Source organism: Psychrobacillus sp. FSL K6-4046, assembly GCF_038624605.1.
Classification (GTDB): Bacteria; Bacillota; Bacilli; order Bacillales_A; family Planococcaceae; genus Psychrobacillus.
Genome location: NZ_CP152020.1, coordinates 946,994 through 966,247, shown reverse-complemented (window position 1 = coordinate 966,247; position 19,254 = coordinate 946,994). Strand labels below are relative to the sequence as shown.

The 19,254-nt window shown below is 39.3% G+C and carries 16 protein-coding genes; 4 read left to right on the top strand and 12 right to left on the bottom strand.

Translation table 11 applies throughout. From position 1 onward, the window contains the following. Nucleotides 1-7: 7 nt before the first annotated feature. From MKY09_RS04600 to MKY09_RS04585, 4 genes are all read right to left on the bottom strand, one after another. Nucleotides 8-649, bottom strand: a complete 642-nt coding sequence (locus MKY09_RS04600; RefSeq protein WP_342567698.1) for a class I SAM-dependent methyltransferase — start codon at nt 647-649, stop codon at nt 8-10. 188 nt (nt 650-837) lie between these two features. Next, nucleotides 838-1,320: an NUDIX hydrolase gene (locus MKY09_RS04595; protein ID WP_169360244.1), complete on the bottom strand. Its 483-nt coding sequence runs from the start codon at nt 1,318-1,320 to the stop codon at nt 838-840. A gap of 42 nt (nt 1,321-1,362) precedes the next feature. Beyond that, nucleotides 1,363-3,207, bottom strand: a complete 1,845-nt coding sequence (locus MKY09_RS04590; RefSeq protein WP_298470701.1) for an SLC13 family permease — start codon at nt 3,205-3,207, stop codon at nt 1,363-1,365. Nucleotides 3,208-3,333: 126 nt separating this feature from the next. After that, nucleotides 3,334-3,828, bottom strand: coding sequence for a GNAT family N-acetyltransferase (locus MKY09_RS04585; RefSeq protein ID WP_298470699.1), 495 nt, complete (start codon nt 3,826-3,828; stop codon nt 3,334-3,336). Nucleotides 3,829-3,956: 128 nt separating this feature from the next. Between MKY09_RS04585 and MKY09_RS04580 the strand changes: the two genes are divergently transcribed. Together MKY09_RS04580 and MKY09_RS04575 are read left to right on the top strand one after the other, a co-directional pair. Beyond that, nucleotides 3,957-4,958 carry a S66 peptidase family protein gene (locus tag MKY09_RS04580; protein WP_342567697.1) on the top strand — a complete coding sequence of 334 codons (1,002 nt, stop codon included), beginning with the start codon at nt 3,957-3,959 and terminating at the stop codon, nt 4,956-4,958. A gap of 526 nt (nt 4,959-5,484) precedes the next feature. Further along, complete coding sequence (locus MKY09_RS04575) at nt 5,485-5,796, top strand: hypothetical protein (RefSeq protein ID WP_342567696.1); 312 nt, start codon at nt 5,485-5,487, stop codon at nt 5,794-5,796. An 81-nt stretch (nt 5,797-5,877) separates the two neighbouring features. Here the strand turns inward: MKY09_RS04575 and MKY09_RS04570 are convergent, their stop codons facing one another. Then, nucleotides 5,878-6,264, bottom strand: a complete 387-nt coding sequence (locus MKY09_RS04570) for a CopG family transcriptional regulator (protein ID WP_251556862.1) — start codon at nt 6,262-6,264, stop codon at nt 5,878-5,880. A 119-nt stretch (nt 6,265-6,383) separates the two neighbouring features. Further along, entirely contained in the window at nt 6,384-6,929 is a 546-nt protein-coding gene (locus tag MKY09_RS04565; RefSeq protein ID WP_169360249.1) for a GNAT family protein, read from the bottom strand. A 126-nt stretch (nt 6,930-7,055) separates the two neighbouring features. On the opposite strand from MKY09_RS04565, the gene MKY09_RS04560 reads away from it, so the two are divergent. After that, entirely contained in the window at nt 7,056-8,423 is a 1,368-nt protein-coding gene (locus MKY09_RS04560) for an amino acid permease (protein ID WP_169360250.1), read from the top strand. A gap of 50 nt (nt 8,424-8,473) precedes the next feature. Here the strand turns inward: MKY09_RS04560 and MKY09_RS04555 are convergent, their stop codons facing one another. The 6 genes from MKY09_RS04555 to MKY09_RS04530 form a co-directional block, all read right to left on the bottom strand. Then, entirely contained in the window at nt 8,474-10,450 is a 1,977-nt protein-coding gene (locus tag MKY09_RS04555) for a S9 family peptidase (protein ID WP_342567695.1), read from the bottom strand. Nucleotides 10,451-11,042: 592 nt separating this feature from the next. Further along, nucleotides 11,043-12,596, bottom strand: coding sequence for a fatty acid--CoA ligase family protein (locus tag MKY09_RS04550; protein WP_169360252.1), 1,554 nt, complete (start codon nt 12,594-12,596; stop codon nt 11,043-11,045). A 166-nt stretch (nt 12,597-12,762) separates the two neighbouring features. Continuing rightward, nucleotides 12,763-14,697 carry an ABC transporter permease gene (locus tag MKY09_RS04545; RefSeq protein ID WP_169360253.1) on the bottom strand — a complete coding sequence of 645 codons (1,935 nt, stop codon included), beginning with the start codon at nt 14,695-14,697 and terminating at the stop codon, nt 12,763-12,765. Between the two features lie 37 nt (nt 14,698-14,734). Next, nucleotides 14,735-15,508 (bottom strand): ABC transporter ATP-binding protein, encoded by a 774-nt coding sequence (locus MKY09_RS04540; protein ID WP_169360254.1) that lies wholly within the window; start codon nt 15,506-15,508, stop codon nt 14,735-14,737. After that, nucleotides 15,489-16,514 (bottom strand): sensor histidine kinase, encoded by a 1,026-nt coding sequence (locus MKY09_RS04535; RefSeq protein ID WP_251556854.1) that lies wholly within the window; start codon nt 16,512-16,514, stop codon nt 15,489-15,491. The genes MKY09_RS04540 and MKY09_RS04535 overlap by 20 nt, the downstream gene beginning before the upstream one ends. Nucleotide 16,515: 1 nt before the next feature. Then, a complete protein-coding gene (locus MKY09_RS04530) occupies nt 16,516-17,220 on the bottom strand; it encodes a response regulator transcription factor (RefSeq protein ID WP_169360256.1) in 705 nt (234 codons plus the stop codon). A 596-nt stretch (nt 17,221-17,816) separates the two neighbouring features. On the opposite strand from MKY09_RS04530, the gene MKY09_RS04525 reads away from it, so the two are divergent. Beyond that, the gene (locus tag MKY09_RS04525) at nt 17,817-19,052 is read left to right on the top strand and encodes an IS110 family transposase (RefSeq protein ID WP_251557253.1); all 1,236 of its coding nucleotides are present in this window, start codon (nt 17,817-17,819) and stop codon (nt 19,050-19,052) included. Nucleotides 19,053-19,254 lie beyond the last annotated feature (202 nt).

Genomic DNA, 19,254 nt, shown 5'->3' with positions numbered 1-19,254 from the left:
TCGCTCCTTATTTTTTCGTTGCGTCCATAATCCAGACATAATCATTCATCTTCGAGAAATGTGCTTGAAATCCTGCTTCCTCGAATAATTCCGTTAGAATTGGAATCGTTGTATAGTATTCTCTTTCTAAATCGTCTGCTACGTTGTGAAAGTTTCTAGCTCTTTCTTTTTTTATCTGATCTTGCTTTGCTTCCTCTGTGATAAACGCAGTATCCGCAAATACTATCTTGCCGTTATGTTCGAGAAGTTCGGAATACAGCTTTAGAGCCTTTCCTTTTTCCTCATCCGTTAGATGATGAAATACAAAGGAACTAACAATTGTATCTATTTTTCCCTCTCCAATTTCAAATTGAAGTAAATCACCGTCTAGAATTTCCTTATCCGGAAATCGTTTTGCCGTCATTTCTCTCATTTTTTCATTTGGCTCGAAGCCAATTACACTTAAATCTTTTTCCACTAACAGTGCTGTTAAATTACCCGTCCCTGTACCAAACTCTATTATAGAAGTACCGGAAACTCGATTAACTACTTCATTTAAAATAGAATCATAGCCTTCAAAAACATCACGATATTCTGGGTCTTTTCCTGACACCGATGCGTCGTAGGACTCTGCCCAACCATCAAAAATATTTACAAATTCTCTACCCATTCGTCTAACCCCTTTTATGAAGTGTATTAAACCAAGTTGTTTACTTTGAATTAACACTTTTAGTTATATCATATTCAGCAGACTAATAAAAGGAAGATGTTACTATTTTTTTATTACCCTTTCTGGAAGGTAAAAAACAAAAAAAGAGCAAACCCTTTAAGGCTAGCTCCTGTTTATATCTCATTTGGTTATATGGTTCTGTTTAATTTTAATTCAAATGAAGGATTAGTTACGTATTCCTGATACACTACTTTACCCTCAAATTCCAAATAGACTTGATATCTCTTCCTGATTGCATCAGCCGTGATCATGCTAAGTACTTCATCCTTTGATACCCATAGTACTTCAGAGGTCTCCTCAGAAGTGCATAGCTCCCCACCAATTGGTTTACAAACAAAATCAAACATAACTTTAGTAGGGACGTCCGTAATGCCATCGTACCATTTATACATACCGGTATTTGAATAAACCCCTATTAAATAGGATACCTCTACGTCAATCCCGCTTTCTTCTTTTATTTCTCGCGTTAAACCATCTATCAGGTTTTCTCCCACCTCTATTTGGCCGCCTGGGTAAACCCACCCGCCATGCTCTGTTTTCACTAAAAGAATTTTTCCCTCTTCATTTTCTACGATACCGCCTGCTGCAGCGATATGAGTTGGCATTTTCATATATCTTCCCCCTTTATTAACTTTATGAATATTTTACCATTTTTATAAAGGGAAAAATATCGGAATTACAATCATCATGACTGCAAACATAATAAGCTGTAATGGGATCCCAGCCTTTACGAAGTCGAAAAATTTATAGCCCCCAGCCGTCATAACTAATGCATTGGTCGGCGATGCAACCGGAGTTGCAAAAGCCATTGATGACGATACCGCAATAGCGATTAAGAAAGTATATGGATTAGCTCCCATGCTAAGGGCTGCAGTCATGGCAATTGGTGCAAACAAAACTGCCGTAGCCGTGTTAGAGATAAATTGCCCAAATACCATGGTGATAAAATAGATTCCTGCCAAGACACCTAATGCCCCAAAGTCCCCTAGAAGATTGATAATGCCTTCCGATAAAATAACCATACCACCTGTCTTTTCTAATGCGGTGGCCATCGGAAGCATGGCGGCTATAAGTATGATACTTTCCCAGTTCATCTTTCCATAGGCATCATCCATGTTACGTAAGCATCCGGTCACAACCATTAACACCGCACCTATTAAAACAGAAATTACGGCAGGAAATATTTCGGAAATCATTAAAATAATCATTAATAACATAATAGCTCCAGCAATCGGCGCCTTACCACTAGCTGCCGCCATACTTGCATGCTCCTTTGGTTGGCCAATAACCACTACATCATTGGTAGCCTTTGCGAGGAGCTCAATCTCCTCCCATGCCCCTTGTACTAGTAGGGCATCCCCAAAGCGTAGACGGACATCTGCCATTTCACTTAATACATATTCCCCTTTGCGATTTACGCCAAGAATGTTTAAATTATATTTTTCGCGGAACTTAATACTCGCTATCGTTTCATTAATTAATGTGGAATGGGGAGTCAATAACACCTCCGCGATTCCAAGCTGTTTGGAAACTAATAAGTCCGGCATCGAATCATCGTCATCCACTTCTAACAAATAATCCTTTGCTAGCTCCTCTGTTCTCTTTAAGGAACCTTGAATATAAAGGACATCCTTTGCCTGGACTGTACTGAGAGGACCGGCCATCTCCTGGTACGTCATTGGTAACAGATTGATCCCCTCTGTGGATTTGCGGTCTATCTTCAAAATCGCTAGATGATACTTTGCCGGTAGCTTTAGATCGGTCAACTTCTTTCCAATCATTAAAGAATGCTCAGGAACCTTCAAGCGATGAAGATTTCCCCCAAGCTCATAATCAATCGCTAGCTGTTTAGGCGATAGCTTATGACCGGCACCAAAAGCATCTTTCTTTTTGCCATTTGGAAGAACTACATTTCTCGCGACAACAAAATATAAAATACCTACAATAATAGCAATTATACCAACCGGCGTAATTTCAAAAAATCCAAGCTTTTCATAGCCATTGTCTACTAGCACCTGGCTGACAATAAGGTTGGCAGGCGTTGCTATCAAGGTCAATAAGCCAGATAAACTGCTAATATAAGACAGTGGAATTAAATATTTGGACGGGCTGCTATTGATGCTAATTGCAATACTAATGACGATTGGCAGCATTAATGCAACCGTTCCTGTATTACTCATAAATGCACCAACACTACCCGTTATTATTAATAATAAAATAAATAGCTTTTGTTCACTTTTACCAGACCATTTAAGAAGGAGATTACCCGCAATTTGGGCAAGTCCAGTTCTTACAATGCCTGCTCCTACGACAAATAAACCAGCTATCATAATGACTACAGAGTTAGAAAACCCAACAAGCGCCTCGTTCGGCTCTAAAATGCCAGTAATAACAAAGGCTAAAAGTGCAAGCAATGCCACTAAGTCGGCTCGTATTCGATTACTTATAAATAAGACAATACTAATTGCCAATATACTAAAGGTTATTGCTAACTGCATATCTAAGTGAGCTCCTTCTTTTTTTGTCTCCTTTATTATATAAAATGTTTGGAAGAAGTACTCGTCATATGGTTAAAGGTTGTTACAAAGTCTTTAAGGTTCATCAAGTATGTATGAATCACAACCCTATCCCTTATTTACACTGTTGTAGCCTGCATGAATAGCATCCCAGTCATGCGGTCTAGCCATCCTCTTTTCTATGCTGTCTAACGGCTTAAATCCAAACTGTTCATATAAGGAGTGCGCATCCTTGGTAGCCAAGTGAAAATTTGTTCCCTTTAAGTTCGGATGCTCAACAATAACACTCATCAGCCATTTGCTTAAGCCCCTCCCCCTGTAATCAGGTAAAACAAATACATCTCCTAGCCATGAATGCCTCACTAAATCTGATACTACTCGAGCAAACCCTACCTGTCTGGCTGCACCAGATGTTGGATCTCCCTCATATATGCCATAGCACAATACAGAGTTATCTATGGAAGCCTCCACTAATACTCTTGTTACCCCTTTTAACCAATAGGATTCGTTCGTTAAATAATTATAAATCACATCGATATCTAGTAACCCCTTATCCGTACTTATATAAAACCCATTGTTTTCTAATAAAATATGATCATTCATAACCTAACCCCTTTTTTATTTAATATATCCTTTTTATATAAGAATTGAAATACTAATCTAAATTCTCAAAAAGTTATAGTTAGGCTGCTATTTTTCTTTTATAGTATGTATAAAGGAGTGGAAGCTTAATGACTTTACTAAAGAGACTAAAAAAGGGAGATAAAATTGGAATTTATTCACCTTCGTCACCAATTACCTATTCTTCCCCTACGCGTTTTGCACGCTCGAAGGCTTTTATTCAATCAAAGGGGTTTGAGATAGTAGAAGGAAGCTTGACAGGAAAACACGATCACTATAGATCAGGAAGTATAATGGCACGAGCAGAGGAACTAAATGAGCTGATCCGAAATCCTGATGTTCGATGTATCATGTCTACAATAGGTGGTACCAATTCCAATGCTATCCTCCCATATATAGACTATGAGGCGTTTAAAAAGGATCCCAAAATTGTAATCGGCTATTCGGATGCAACAGCAGTTCTATTAGCACTCTACGCCCAAACAGGAATACCAACCTTTTATGGTCCAGCACTCGTCCCTTCCTTTGGAGAGTTTGAGCCATTCGTCGATTATACATATGACTATTTCAATCAAATGCTAATCGAGGAGCAGCAAGCACCGTATGTCATCCCCACCCCTCCGTATTGGACAGATGAGATGGTAAACTGGGAGGTTAAAACGAAAGAAAAGGATCAGCGAGAAAATGAGTGGGTTTGTCTGAATAAGGGCATCGCTAAAGGCAGACTCATCGGCGGCAACCTTAACGCCATGTATGGTTTTTGGGGAAGCCCCTATATGCCAAGCATTAAAGCAGGCGATATCCTCCTAATCGAGGACACGATGAAATCTGCCTCTATCGTGGAAAAAAACTTCAATCTATTGAAGGTCAACGGTGTATTCAATCGAATTGGAGGTATAATCCTAGGCAAACACGAATTGTTCGATGACGAGGCAACCGGTAGGCAACCATACGAAATTCTACTAGAAACGATCGGCGATTTGAATATCCCTATCCTTGCAGATTTCGACTGCTGCCACACACATCCAATGCTAACGATGCCAATCGGCCGACAAATTAAGCTAGATGCTACGAGTAAAGAAGTTACGATAATGGAACAATGGATTAACTAGGAGTAATCCTCCTCGTGAAGGGGGCTCTTTTTTGTGGAAGGTGCTCTTATGGGGTAAGTGTTGCGCTAATAGTACGAAGTGTTGCGCTAATTCTGGAAGTGTTGCGGATATCCTATAAAGTGTTGCGCATATCGCAGCAAGTGTTGCACGAATGATAAGTGTTGCGAATATTGAGTGAAGTGTTGCGCTAATTCTGGAAGTGTTGCGGATATCCTATAAAGTGTTGCGCTAACCGAAGACGATACGAAATCTTGCGGAAATGAAGGAAAACCTTGCGCTAATCCTTCGCAACCTTGCAGAGACGAGGAAGAACCTTGCACAATTCACCCCAAACCTTGCAGATGGGGCGGAACCTTGCGCATATGCCAAATAGCGATGCAAATTGTGTGTTACCGACACAACTAATTTTCTTTAGCTCTGTTCAAGGCTACGATTTGTTTTTTGGGGTTAAGTGGCCCCTTTTGAAATGTTAATCTAACAGTTCCGGTTTACGTTAAGGAGGAATAGAAAGTTTGGAGGTGATATATTGAAAAAAGTGATTATAGCTTTATGTATAGTTGTATCGGGATTTATCATCTTTTTCGTACAAGAAGAATTTGGTGGGAACAAGACTGAAGATGGTATTGATAAGCTGTTTTCTGGTCAAATCTATGATCATGCAAAAGAGGAGTTTACTGTCCATGCAATGGGTTTATCCGGAGAAAAAGTTTTTACAGTGAGAATTGCAGAAGCACAGTATAAAGAACAAGCAAAGGAATACTTTAGAGACATTTTAAATTCTCACTATATGGAGAGCTATGGACTTGAGGTATTTGTTGATGATTTAACTTTAGAATAAAAAGTAAAAATAAATCAACAAAAAAATGAACTGGGAGAAAATATACCAGCTCATTTTTTTGTTTTACATCGACCTTTCCCTTTAATTCATCAATGGTTGTAGTGCTTCTTTAAGTTTTGAAGAGGCTTTGAATACTCCATGCACTTTTATGGAGCTAATTGTTTTTAGCGCTAGCTCTTGGTCTATGTCATTTGCTAGGATGAGCATACCAATCGTTTTAATAGATAGCGTTTTATTTTGCTTTGATAATTGCTCTAATGTATCTTTGTCGTAGTAGCTTACCCCCATCGTAAATGCTCTCATTGTCACTGCTTGATCGATTACTTGCGCATGTGTGTTTAGTTGGCTTCGAATAGAGGACTTGATGAAGTCCGTTCTGTTCGAATAAAAGCCTTGTTCTACGAGTAAGTCTACCTTTCCTAAATCCACTACGTTCATATTAATTGTTATTTTTTCTGTTTCCGCCATCTACATACCATCCCCTTACCATCTATTTTATATTTAAATATATATTACACACAATTTTCAGTCAATTAAAAAAGCACTAAATTCTCTCTTCAGTGCTTCTTTATATATTATTGTTCAGCTCAGGTAGAGGCTTCATTTTGTTCTTCCCATTCTTCTCTTAATAAGCCCATACGTATCGAATCATAGTAGACTCCATTATATAAACGGCATTTTCTCATGCGCGCTTCCATTTTCATACCTAACTTTTCTCCAACCTTGACCATTCGTTCGTTGCCGGACCAGGTTGTAAAGCCAACCCGTACAAGAGGCAGCTCCGTAAATAGATGATTGATCCACATTTTAAGTGCCTTTGTTCCAATTCCTGAATTCCATGATTTTGGGTCATAGATAAGAATTCCCATCTCTAGCCAAAGTGAGGCCTCATGCTCCCAGTAATAACAAAGTGCTCCAACTAATTCATCTTTATAATAGATTCCCCAAAAATCATCTTGGTTTATAAAATAATCTTTTTTTAAAATAAATTGCTCATAAGTCATGGAAGTGTAAGGCTCAAACGGGGCATCCCACTTTTTCCATTCTGGGGCTTCTTCTTTTAGGCTCAGTTCCCATAATCGATATAGTTCCTCTTCTTTTACCGGTCTTATATTAATGTCATTCACTTTCATGCCCCCTAACTTCCATGCATATAATTTTATCATACTATTCTTTCGAAAGAATATTTCCTATATAGTTTCTATTGTGGTAAAGTGTTATTTGTGAAAATTACATATATAAAAGGAAGTGCTACTCTCGTGGGTGGAAATCAACAATTACAACGAGGCTTGGAACAACGGCACATCACCTTAATGTCGTTAGGCGCTGCCATTGGAGTCGGACTATTTTTAGGCTCCGCAACAGCCATTCAATTAGCCGGACCAGCTATTCTGATCTCCTATATTATTGGAGGCCTAGCTATTTTCATTATTATGCGAGCACTAGGGGAAATGGCCGTCCATAACCCGGTATCCGGATCTTTTAGCAGGTATGCAAAGGATTATTTAGGATCGCTGGCAGGATATATAACTGGATGGAATTATTGGTTTTTATGGGTTGTCACCTGTATGGCCGAAATTACAGCAGTTGGAGTATACATGAAAATGTGGTTCCCTGATACGCCATCGTGGATTTGGGCTTTAGCTGCTTTGGTGATTATGACTCTAGTTAATTTGATTGCCGTAAAGGCTTACGGAGAATTTGAATTCTGGTTTGCTCTTATTAAAATTGTGGCAATCCTTGCAATGATATTCGTGGGACTTGGCGTTATTATTTTTGGAATAGGTAACGGCGGTGTAGCCGTTGGTATAAGCAATCTATGGACAAACGGTGGCTTTGCCCCGAATGGAATAACGGGTATATTCATGTCTCTACAAATGGTCATGTTTGCTTACTTAGGTGTTGAAATGATTGGAGTAACAGCTGGAGAAGCAAAGAATCCTAAGAAGGTTATTCCTAATGCCATCAACACAGTATTTTGGCGAATTTTATTGTTCTATGTGGGAGCTTTGTTCGTTATTATGTCGATTTATCCTTGGAATGAGGTTGGAGACAACGGTAGTCCATTTGTTTTAATGTTCGAGCAAATTGGTATTGGACCGGCTGCGGGTATTATTAACTTTGTTGTTCTTACCGCTGCGTTATCAAGCTGTAACAGCGGAATTTTCAGTACAGGGAGAATGCTCTTTAATTTAGCAGAGCAAAAACAAGCACCTGCTTCCTTTAAGCGAATCAGCGGTACTGGCGTTCCCTCAAAAGCTATTATTTTCTCTGCTGCACTATTATTGTTTGGCGTTTTACTAAACTACTTAGTACCGGAAAAGGTATTTATTTGGGTAACGAGCATCTCGACCTTCGGAGCAGTTTGGACATGGGGAATTATTCTAATGTCTCAATTAAAATTCCGAAAATCTTTAACTAAGGGAGAAGTTTCAAGACTTTCCTATAAGGCATTATTCTATCCCTACGGCTCGTATCTCGTGCTTGCCTTTTTAGTATTAGTGCTTGGTCTCATGGCTTATTTCCCTGATACAAGGGTCGCAGTAATAGTCGGTCCTATATGGATCATCGGCTTAGTATTTAGCTATTACAAAAATGGCTTTCATAAAAAGAAAAACCAGATCTAAATAAAGCCCTTCATTCTCTTAAAAAGGAGATGAAGGGCTTTTCTTAATGCTTAAATATACTTTTCAAACCATCCCGTAATTTGTTCGAGTCTCGTTTGCCGTAGATTTGGTAACCCGACACGCGATAAATTGTGATCTGCTTGCGGGAAACGTACAAAGCTTGTTTCTTTCCCCATTCCCTTTAAAGTAATATACAACTGTTGAGCTTGCTCTATTGGACAACGATAGTCGTTTTCACTATGCAAAATAAGTAACGGAGTTTCCACCTGAGACGCATATTTTAATGGAGATGCATCCCAAAGTTTATTAATATCCGTCATATCTCCACCAATTTGCCAAGGTGTGAAATAATATCCTATATCGGAAACGCCGTAAAAGCTAACCCAGTTAGAGATAGAGCGCTGGGTTACAGCTGCCTTAAAGCGATTTGTATGACCGACAATCCAGTTCGTCATAAAACCACCGTAGCTTCCTCCTGTTACTCCTAGACGATCATTATCAATCCAATCGTTTTCTGACAACACATAGTCAACGCCTGCCATAATGTCCTCATAGTCTCCACCACCATAGTCACCTCTTACGGCATCTACAAATTCTTGACTATACGAATGACTACCTCTTGGGTTTACATATAGCACTCCGTATCCCTTAGCCGCCAATAACTGTAGCTCATGGAAGAACGTGTTTGCATACATCGTATGGGGACCACCATGAATCTCTACAATTAGCGGGTATTTCTTTCCGTCCTCAAAACCAGCCGGCTTCATCAGCCACCCGTGAACATCCCAGTCCTTAGCTCCCTTATAAACAATCGCCTCTGGTTCGACAAGTTCTATTTCTTCCAAAAGCTGTTCATTGAATGAAGTTAGTGCTTTTCTCTCCCCAGTCGTCAAATTAAGCTTAAATAATTCCCCGGGAAATACTGAATTACTTATCGTGGCAAGTGCAAATGTGCCATCTTTCGCAACGTCATATCCATAAACATGCTCGTTTTCAGGTGTGGCTGGATAGATCTCTCCCTCTAAGGAAGCTACATAGAGGCGGACGTCACCCATAGTAGAGAGCTGAAAATATACATAGTTGTCTTTTGTCCAGGCTATACTTGGTGCACTTGCTCCTTGCTGTAAATCACCTCCGGAATAATCTCCGACTGGAGCATCAATTCCTTCTGTTAAGGCCTCTCTTACACCTGTTTGAACGTTATAAATATATACTTCATCGTGTGTTGCATTTTCATAAGTTCTATTTGATCCTACAAAAGCAACATAGTCATTTTCATGTGAAAAAGCAGCGCCTCCGAAATATCCCTCTTCATCTATTAATAAGCTCTCTTCCTTCGATTCCACATCTACTAAATACAAAGGTTGTTTAAATGAAAAGTCTTGGTTTTCTTCTCTATTTACTCCCATTACTATTTTCTTGCCATCATGTGAGACTGCCTGCAGGCTGTGCTGATGATTTCCCTCCGTAAACTGTACAGCTTCCTCTGTTTGTATATCGATTATTCCAATCTGTCTATACGTATCCTTTGGCAATAGCCCTACTCCGTCTGAATGATATTTCATCTTATCTACAACATATGCCTCGGGATGCTTGTTTTCTTCTTTTTCAGGGTCGTCTGTCCAGCTTTTCCCCTCTTTTAAAGGCGCGACAAACCAGATTTTTTTACTGCAAGGAGACCAGTGGAAGCTTGAGATTCCTTTTTCAAAAGTGGTTAGCTTCTTTGCTTCGCCACCCTTAGACGATAAAAGGAAGAGTTGGTTTTTGTCATCTCGACTAGACAAGAACGCTATGTATTTTCCATCCTTGGACCAACATGGTGATGATATACGTTCCTTCAGATGTGTCCACTGGGCCACCTCATCTGTCTCTAAATCTACATGATACAAATAAGAATAGTATTTATTATCCTTCTCATTCATTTCAGTTCTAATAAATAAGGCGTCCTTATTTGATGGAGAAATTACAGGATTTGTAATAGATTGCAGTTTAAATAAGTCCTTTGCTTCTAACCGTCTTTTAGTCATTATTTTTCCTCGCTTTCTTGTTGTCTTTCTTATTTCGACATTATAAATCATTTTCCTTTAATTCCCGAAAAAAAGAATGCTACATGAATATTTTCATATTTAACATTAAGCAAAGTTGATCTCTTCATAAGGCAAACGCATTTCAGGAGATGAGCAATAAACCGTCTTCCTACCCAAACACCCAATACTCTGCGGTTTACTCAATCCAACTAAATTTACGACAATGGGTCCGTGTTTTACTACAATCACACGCTACTTTAAGACAATCAATCCATAGATTACTACAATCGATCAGCAACTTACTCAATCCAACTACATTTACGACAATGGGTCCGTGTTTTACTACAATCCCGTGTTACTTTACGACAATCAATCCATAGATTACTACAATCGATTAGCAACTCTCTCGGTCCAACTAAATTTACGACAATGGGTCCGTGTTTTACTACAATCCCACGCTACTTTACGACAATCAATCCATAGATTACTACAATCAATCAGTATCTCTCTCGATTCAACTAGATTTACACATGTGCACTATATTTTAATTCCCACTAAAAAAACTGCCTCCCATTTCAGGAGGCAGTTTCTGTTATTTTGCTTTGGATGTTGGCTTCAATGTACGACGTAGTATTTTACCAGTCGTATTTTTTGGAAGCTCCTCTAAAAATTCTATGCTTTTTGGAATCTTATATTTTGCTAGTTTTTCAGCGCAATAATCATGAAGCTGCTCTTCCGTTAAGGATTCATCCTTTTTTACAACGAAGGCAAGTACTTCTTCTCCAAAGTTAGGGTCTGGAACGCCGATAACGGCTGCTTCCACGATACCAGGGTGCGCAAATAATACTTCCTCTACCTCGCGAGGATAAACATTATAGCCCCCGACAATGATCATATCCTTTTTACGGTCAACGATATAGAAATACCCTTCCTCGTCTTGACGAGCTAGGTCACCTGTATAAAGCCAGCCACCCCGAATAGCATTTTCCGTTTCTTCAGGCATCTTGTAATAGCCCTTCATGACGTTCGGTCCACGAACAATCAGTTCGCCAACCTCTCCTACCGGTACCTCTTCCCCTAGCTCATTCACTACTTTGTTTTCTACGTTAACTATAGAAGTTCCAATGGATCCTGCCTTGCGGTCACGATCTATTGGGTTAAAGCAAGTTACTGGAGAAGCCTCTGATAAACCATATCCTTCCGATATACGCACTTTAAATTTGTCTTCAAAGTTGTGCAATAAAGCAACCGGTAAGGAAGATCCTCCAGAAATCGCTAAACGAATCGTAGAGAAGTCTTCTACCTTTCCTTCTGGGAATTGGTATAGGAAGTTGAACATCGTTGGTACGCCAGCAAAGACAGTTGCCTCTTGCTCCTTAATAACATGGAACACTTCCTGTGGACTGAATCTAGGAACTAATAGAATAGTAGCTCCCATTAATAATGGTGCATTTACTACAACCGTCAATGCAAATACATGGAATACGGGAAGTGTCGCTATTACTCGGTCGTCTGTGCTGAAGTTTAAATACTCGGCAACGTCACGAGCGTTCGAGTAAATATTATTAAATGTCAGCATTGCTCCCTTAGGGTGTCCAGTAGTACCAGATGTGTATAGAATGACAGCTGTGTCATCTGAATGAACTTCCACATGAGGTACTGCTTCCACTGCTGTAGAAATCAAATATGTAAACGATTTCACCTTAGGCTTTAAGGTAGCTGGAAGAGCTGCAAGCTTGTCAGCTGTTGATGGATCGGTCTCACAGATAATATAGTTTTCTACTGTTGAAAAAACACCAGCTGCCTTTTCTACTAGTGGTATAAACGCATCTAAGGCAATAATAGCTTTAGCGTCACTGTTTTTCACGATGTAGCTAATTTCATCTGGTGTGTATATTGGATTAATCGGTACTGCGGTTGCACCTAAACGCATGGTTGCATAAAGAGAAATTAAGAAGTGTGGAGAATTTCCAAGTAGAAACCCTACATTATCCCCTTTTTCTACCCCTAATGAATGTAAAGCAGCCGCAAAGCGCTCTACCGACTGATTGAATTCTGCGTAAGTAGTGTCTTTTCCCATAAAATGATAAGCAATTTTGTCTGGATTTTTTAAGGCCCTTTGTTGAACGTGTGTCACTAAACTCATTTTTTACAGCTCCCATCTTTCTTGAATGAACAGTCATTCATAATCCCCAACTTAATTATATAAGAAAAGTTTTGACAATTCAATATAAAATGAAGGTTTGCACCATTTGCTTCCAAAGCAAAATGAGAGCAGAGTAATAACCCTGCCCCATTCTTTCATGCATATTTTATTCTTGAATATGGGCAATATATCTCCATCTTATTAAATAGAAATAGGACAGCTGGATAATGGTAAACACGATTAAAACTATTAGCATTTCTTTTGCTATGGAAACTGCAGCTAGATCCACCCAAAACGCCTGTAAAAATAAGAAGGAGAAGGTGCTATGAATCATTGCTAGTCCCCAAGGTAAAAAGAATTGCGGAATTAGCTGCCTATTAACGATTTTCACTAGCTCTCTATCTGTTACTCCCATTCTTCTCAGCACATCATATTGCTTCTTGTCTCTCTCCAAATCTGTGTATAGCTTGAAGTAAACAAAGCTACCTGCAGCTAGGATTAGTACTGCAGCAACTAATAGCCCCGTGAATAGAAGTAATGAGAAGGTCGCGCGAATAATGGAATAGTTCAACCCTGGGTTTACGTAATAAAAAGGATTGGAATTTATACCAGTAGAACTAACAGTTTCACTCATTAATTCGTCTAAACTAGTACCAATTTCTTTCGTACGGAGCCATTCAGAAATATGGAAGGCATAAAAGGTCATTCTCGATTGCTGGTCCTCATACCCTGCCAATGGTTCTGTTATTAATGAAAAGTCTTCATCACTAATAATGATTGTGCGATCTTTGATTGCTAGGGAAGGAAAAATTAACTTATTGTAAATATCCTGAATACGAAGAGGAATATTACTTTCCTCTAACACTGTCTGTTCATTTTCCACTCGGATACTTCCAAAGTCCTCTTCTGTATTGGGCACTAACAATGCCTGTCCCGGTAGCAAATCAACAAAAGGAAGTTTGAGTGCAAGTGCAAGGCTATTGACTTCTGATTCTCTAATGACGTTGACCGTCTCTCCTGTACTAGAGGACGTCTGCTTCTTCAGGTTAAATTTAACTAAATCATAAGAAAGCCCTTCATTCTGCAACTCCTTGGTTAGCTTCGTCACATGCTCTTGTTCATAGGGGTTATTCCAATCACTAGAGTAGAAAATACTTACAGGGTTTAACTCTCTAAACTGTGCGGTAAAGGAAGTAAACGAAGTAACGATTCCCACTGAAAGAAAGGCTATACAGGATACAATTGTTACAACGAAAAACATTTTGGCATTCTCTCGAATTTTAATCGATGCATCTGCGAAAGCGATTAACCGAAAAGACCGCCAATAAAGTTTTCTTTTGTTTCGAATGACCTGTAGCAGGTAGAGGATGCTGTCCGTATAAAAGTAATACGTTCCCCAAAATGCTAATGTCACAATGACGAAGCTAAGGGCAATATGCATTTGAAATGCCGAGAATATAACAAGTCCGTAGGCAGATAAAATGAGGACAAACCCCAGTAATGCTCTCCATTTTTTATATGCAGTCGGCTCCTCGTCATTACTATATCCTCTTAGAAGCTGGATGATATCTTTCTTACGTATAAAAACGACACTGCTAAAAGAAATCACGACAAACATCGTAACAAAAACGATGATTGTTAATGCAAATGGCTTCCAAGATACATACAAAGGAAGGCTATCGAGTAAAAAAAGCTCTCGGATAACCATAAAAAAGAACTTGGAAAATGAAAAGCCAAAGAATATGCCGACAGTAACAGATATAAGTCCTAATAGCATTGTTTCTATAAAAATCATCCGACCTAGCTGTTGCTTTTGCATCCCAAGATTCAGTAGTACGCCAAACTCATGCGACCTAGCCTGTATGAAGGCACTCATCGAATAAAATAAAAAAAACAATGTAAAAATGATTAATATAATCTCAGCAATCAGCATTCCACCAAATGCTATATCACGTAAAAACTGATCCTCAATCTTTGGATGAAACATTAACATCGTATAGACGAAGAACACCATAACAGAAAAGCTACTAGCTAGAAAAAAAGCTGCATATATCCTGCTGTTCCTTATGACATTATGATAAGCAAATTGTTGAAAGGTCATTTTACATTTCCACCTAACTTTCATCTTTCGAAAATTATCAAGGCATTCGCAAAGAGTTTAAATCGTTAACGTTTCCACCTAAGAGAGAAAGGACGTTTAATATTCTCTGGAAGAAGGTTTGTCTTCGATCATCCTTATAAATCTCGTTAAAGTACTCTCCATCCTTGATAAATAGCACTCGATCGCAATAACTTGCTGCTATCGGATCGTGAGTTACCATAACAATGGTCGTATTACTCATCTGATTAACTTGAGTTAATATTTCTAATACATCACGTGCTGATTTAGAATCTAGATTCCCGGTTGGCTCGTCCGCAAGAATAATAGACGGCCCATGTATCAAAGCTCTTCCTATCGCAGTTCTTTGCGCCTGACCACCAGAGATCTCTGCTGGTCTCTTTTCTAGAATATTCATTAGATCCAACGATTCCGCTATCTCAATGACTTTTTCCCTCATTGTCCCTACAGGCTGCCCATCTAAGGTTAAAGGGAGAATCATATTTTCCTCTACAGTAAGCGCTGGGAGAAGGTTGAAATCCTGAAATACGAATCCAAGCTGTCTTCTTCTAAATAAAGACAAATCATCCTTTTTCAGCTCCAGCGGGTTTAAGCCGTCTATAAAGAAATCCCCAGAGGTTGGTCGGTCAATAGTGGAAATTATATTCAGTAAAGTAGTTTTTCCACTTCCTGATGGACCCATTACTGCAAGGAACTCTCCCTTTTCCACTTCAAAGCTAAGCTGATTAATGGCAAGGTGAGCTATTTTTCCTTCATAAACCTTCGTTATATCATCAAGAACTAATATCGACATCCTTGTCATCCCTTTCCTTAGAATCTAACTTCTCAAATAGGATCGATATGGTCGTCCCTTCACCAAGTATCGACTTGATGCTCATCTTGTGACCTAAACGATTACAGATTTCCTGAGCTAAATATAATCCCATTCCAGTAGATTCCCCACTTTTACGTCCATTCTCGCCCGTAAAAAAGGCTTTGGTCACACGTTTTATATCAGAGGCCGGGATACCAATCCCTTCATCCCTCACACTCAATACTACTTTTTCGTCCTCTAAAGTAGTTTCAAAAAATATCTTTTTATTTTCCTTCATCGTGTATTTAACAGCATTTGTTATAAATTGAGCAATAACAAAACGGATCCATTTAGAATCCGTCGCGATTAAACAATCATCTTCCATTTCAATGACTGGATAAACTCGATGACTAATAAACAATCGCTTATTCTTAGAAACCTCTTCTGCCACAACTTGCCTTAAATTCACTTGTTCTATGTGCATATCTTCTTCAAAGGTATCAAGCCTGGCATTCATAAGTACGGCTTCTAATCCTCGCTTCAATCGATCCGTTTCCTCGAGAACACTTTTAGAGTCCATCTGTTCCCCATTTTGTCCCATCATTTCTAAAACAGAAATTGGAGTTTTCATTTGATGAACCCAGCTGTTCATAAATTGCAGATGCCTGTTTTGAGTTGCATATAAAAGCTGTACCTCTTTTTGATATAAACGATAGATGTGCTGCAAATAGGTCTCCACCTGTCTTACTTCGGGGGAGTATCCTTCTTTTTGCAAGACTACCTCTATTTTGTTTGGAACAGATAGTATTTTTTTATAAAACGACATTTTTTTTATAAAAAGCGTCCCTAAAAAGGTAAGTGTTAGGATGGTGCTAATGACGATTGAGTATACGGCAGTATCAACGTTTCGAAAGCCATCCAGCCAATAAAGGAGCATGATAAATAACACAAGGAAAATTTGAAATATGATAAAGATAGAATGTTCTTTTATAAATAAACGAAACATATCAGGATTCCTCCGAACTAAGGTTTAAGCGATAACCTGCTCCTCGTACCGTTTCAATGGTGGAGCTCACATGGTAATCCGCAAGCTTTTTACGGACTCTTGTCATGTTCACATTCAATGTGTTCTCATCAACAAAGGACTGGTCATCCCAGAGCTCTTCTAATAGTTGCTCCCGTGTCACTACTTTAGGATAGTTTCTTAACAATAATTCTAGTATGGTACACTCTTTCTTTTGAAGAGGTATTTCTTCCTTCCCGATATGTAGCTCCATCCGCTCCAAGAAAAGCTGAAGCTTTCCAGCTCGGACGATTCTCTCCTCCTGCTTTGCTGCGTACTCCCCATAAGTCCTTCTTAAATGGCTTCGTATTTTAGCTAGGACGATTTCATAATGGAAAGGCTTCGTAATAAAATCGTCTCCCCCATTTTCTAAAGCGAAAATCTGATCCATTTCACCTGATCTTGCCGAAACAAAAATAATCGGACAAGTCGTAAGCTGTCTTAATTGTCTACACCAATAATAGCCGTCATACGAAGGTAAATTCACATCAAGCAAAACAATGTGTGGATCAAAGGCTGTAAATTCCTCAATTATATGGTCAAAGTCTTCTATAGTATGTACTTCATAGTGATATTTTCTTAATGTATCTGCCAGTAGTGCTGCAATTTTCTTATCGTCTTCCACTACTAGCACTCGGTGTGTGTCCACAGTAATCCCCCTCGTATATTAGTAATAAGAGCTCTTTCCGATAGAATTTCCAGTTGATCCGGACAGCTGGAGGATCTGTTGGATTTCCTATAGGAAGTGGTCGCCTCTTGGCTCCCTCACCCTTTTTATGTTTTACCTGTTTGACCCCTGCTTTACCGAGGGAGCCAAAAAGGAAAAGTCTATTTTTAACATGACTAAATAAAGCTGACAGGTGCTTACCTGCTTATTTGAGTTGCCTAACTTCATATCGTTTGGACGAAGATTGGAGGATGCTCCATTTCAGTACTTCGTCCTTTTTTATTTCAATCTACTTTTCTCTCAGACCGTGCCCATGAGACAATGGAACGGACAAGGTTGACACAGGAAATAGCTTTTCCCCCTTGCGGGCACTTAGTGCACTGCTTAATAAGCCTGCTACCCATCGTTCATTATGGAAGGTCTAACCACTGGCTGCGACGCTGAGGAAGAAGAGAGTGTAGCGCTCATTTTGGTCTTCTTTCACTTTGATTGCTAATAACGAGGCAGACATCGATGATTCTGATGGGCACCCAGGTCTGAGACAATCTTGATTAATCCCACCTTAGGAGGTGATTGGCATGTCACAAATGCTAGTCGGTATCGACGTGAGTTTGCGCTCCCATCATGTCCATTTCATGCATGGAGAGGGACATACGCTCGCTGATTTTTCTGTTTCCAATGATACAGAAGGTGCGAACACCTTAATTCAAAAGCTTTTAGGAACAGCGGAAAAAAATCAGTGCGAACATATTAAAATTGGATTAGAAGCGACAGACCAGTATAGCTGGCACGTTGCTCATTATTTAAAGAATCAATTGCACAATTATGAACCAACGTTTCAAACAGCGGTTTATATGTTAAATGCACGTAAAGTATCTCGCTTTAAAAAGGGGTACGATACGTTACCGAAAAACGATCGAATTGACGCCTGGGTAATTGCGGATCATTTACGCTTTGGACGTCTGCCACATGAAATGCAAGAAACCTTACAATATGAAGCACTTCGTCGTTTAACACGTACCCGATTCCATCTAATGCATGAAGTTGCACGTAATAAAACCTACATGATGAACCAACTGTTTTTAAAGTTTAGTGGCCTACGCCAAGATAACCCGTTCTCGAATACATTCGGTACGACCAGTCTCGCTGTCATTGAAGAGCTAGATCCGGAAACCATTGCCGAGATGCCTTTAGAAGAACTGGTTGAGTTCTTACAGGAGAAAGGCAAAAAACGTTTTGCCGAGCCAGAAGAAATCGCTAAATATCTTCAAAAGCTTGCACGTAATTCCTTTCGATTAGACAAGGCCATGGCTGATCCCGTTAACATCTCACTATCCGTGATTTTAAGTACGATTCGCCATATGGAATCCCAAGTCAAACGTTTGGATAAGGAAATCGAGCGTATGATGAAAGGTTTCACCCAAACATTAACTTCCGTAAAAGGCATTGGACCCGTGTACGCAGCCGGCTTGCTCGCCGAAATTGGAGATATCAAGCGTTTTGATGACCACCACGCATTAGCGAAATATGCTGGACTCGTTTGGACACAGTATCAATCTGGCGAATTTGAAGCCGAAAATACTAGCCGGATGCGAACCGGCAATAAATACCTACGGTATTATCTTGTACAAGCAGCAGATGCGGTACGTAAATATGACACTGAATATAAAGCCTTTTATCAAAAGAAATACCAAGAAGTAACCAAGCACCAACATAAACGCGCTCTCGTCTTAACCGCTAGAAAACTAGTACGCCTCGTGCATTCGCTACTACGCACGAATCAGCTGTACATACCACCAGAAAGGAGAGACTGAGTTAACCAACTCACAACCTTTCACCCGTTAAATAACTTCCATTTTTTTCTTTTTTAAAAGCAGAAAAATGAGAGGTTTATTTGGTATGCGCAAAAAGTGTTCATTTGGAAAGTATCACTTAAGTAATTTCCAATTCATTTCTTTTTTTCGCTTGACATATTACCACTGGGCTTAAAAAGTTCTTCTCTTATCATATCAAATC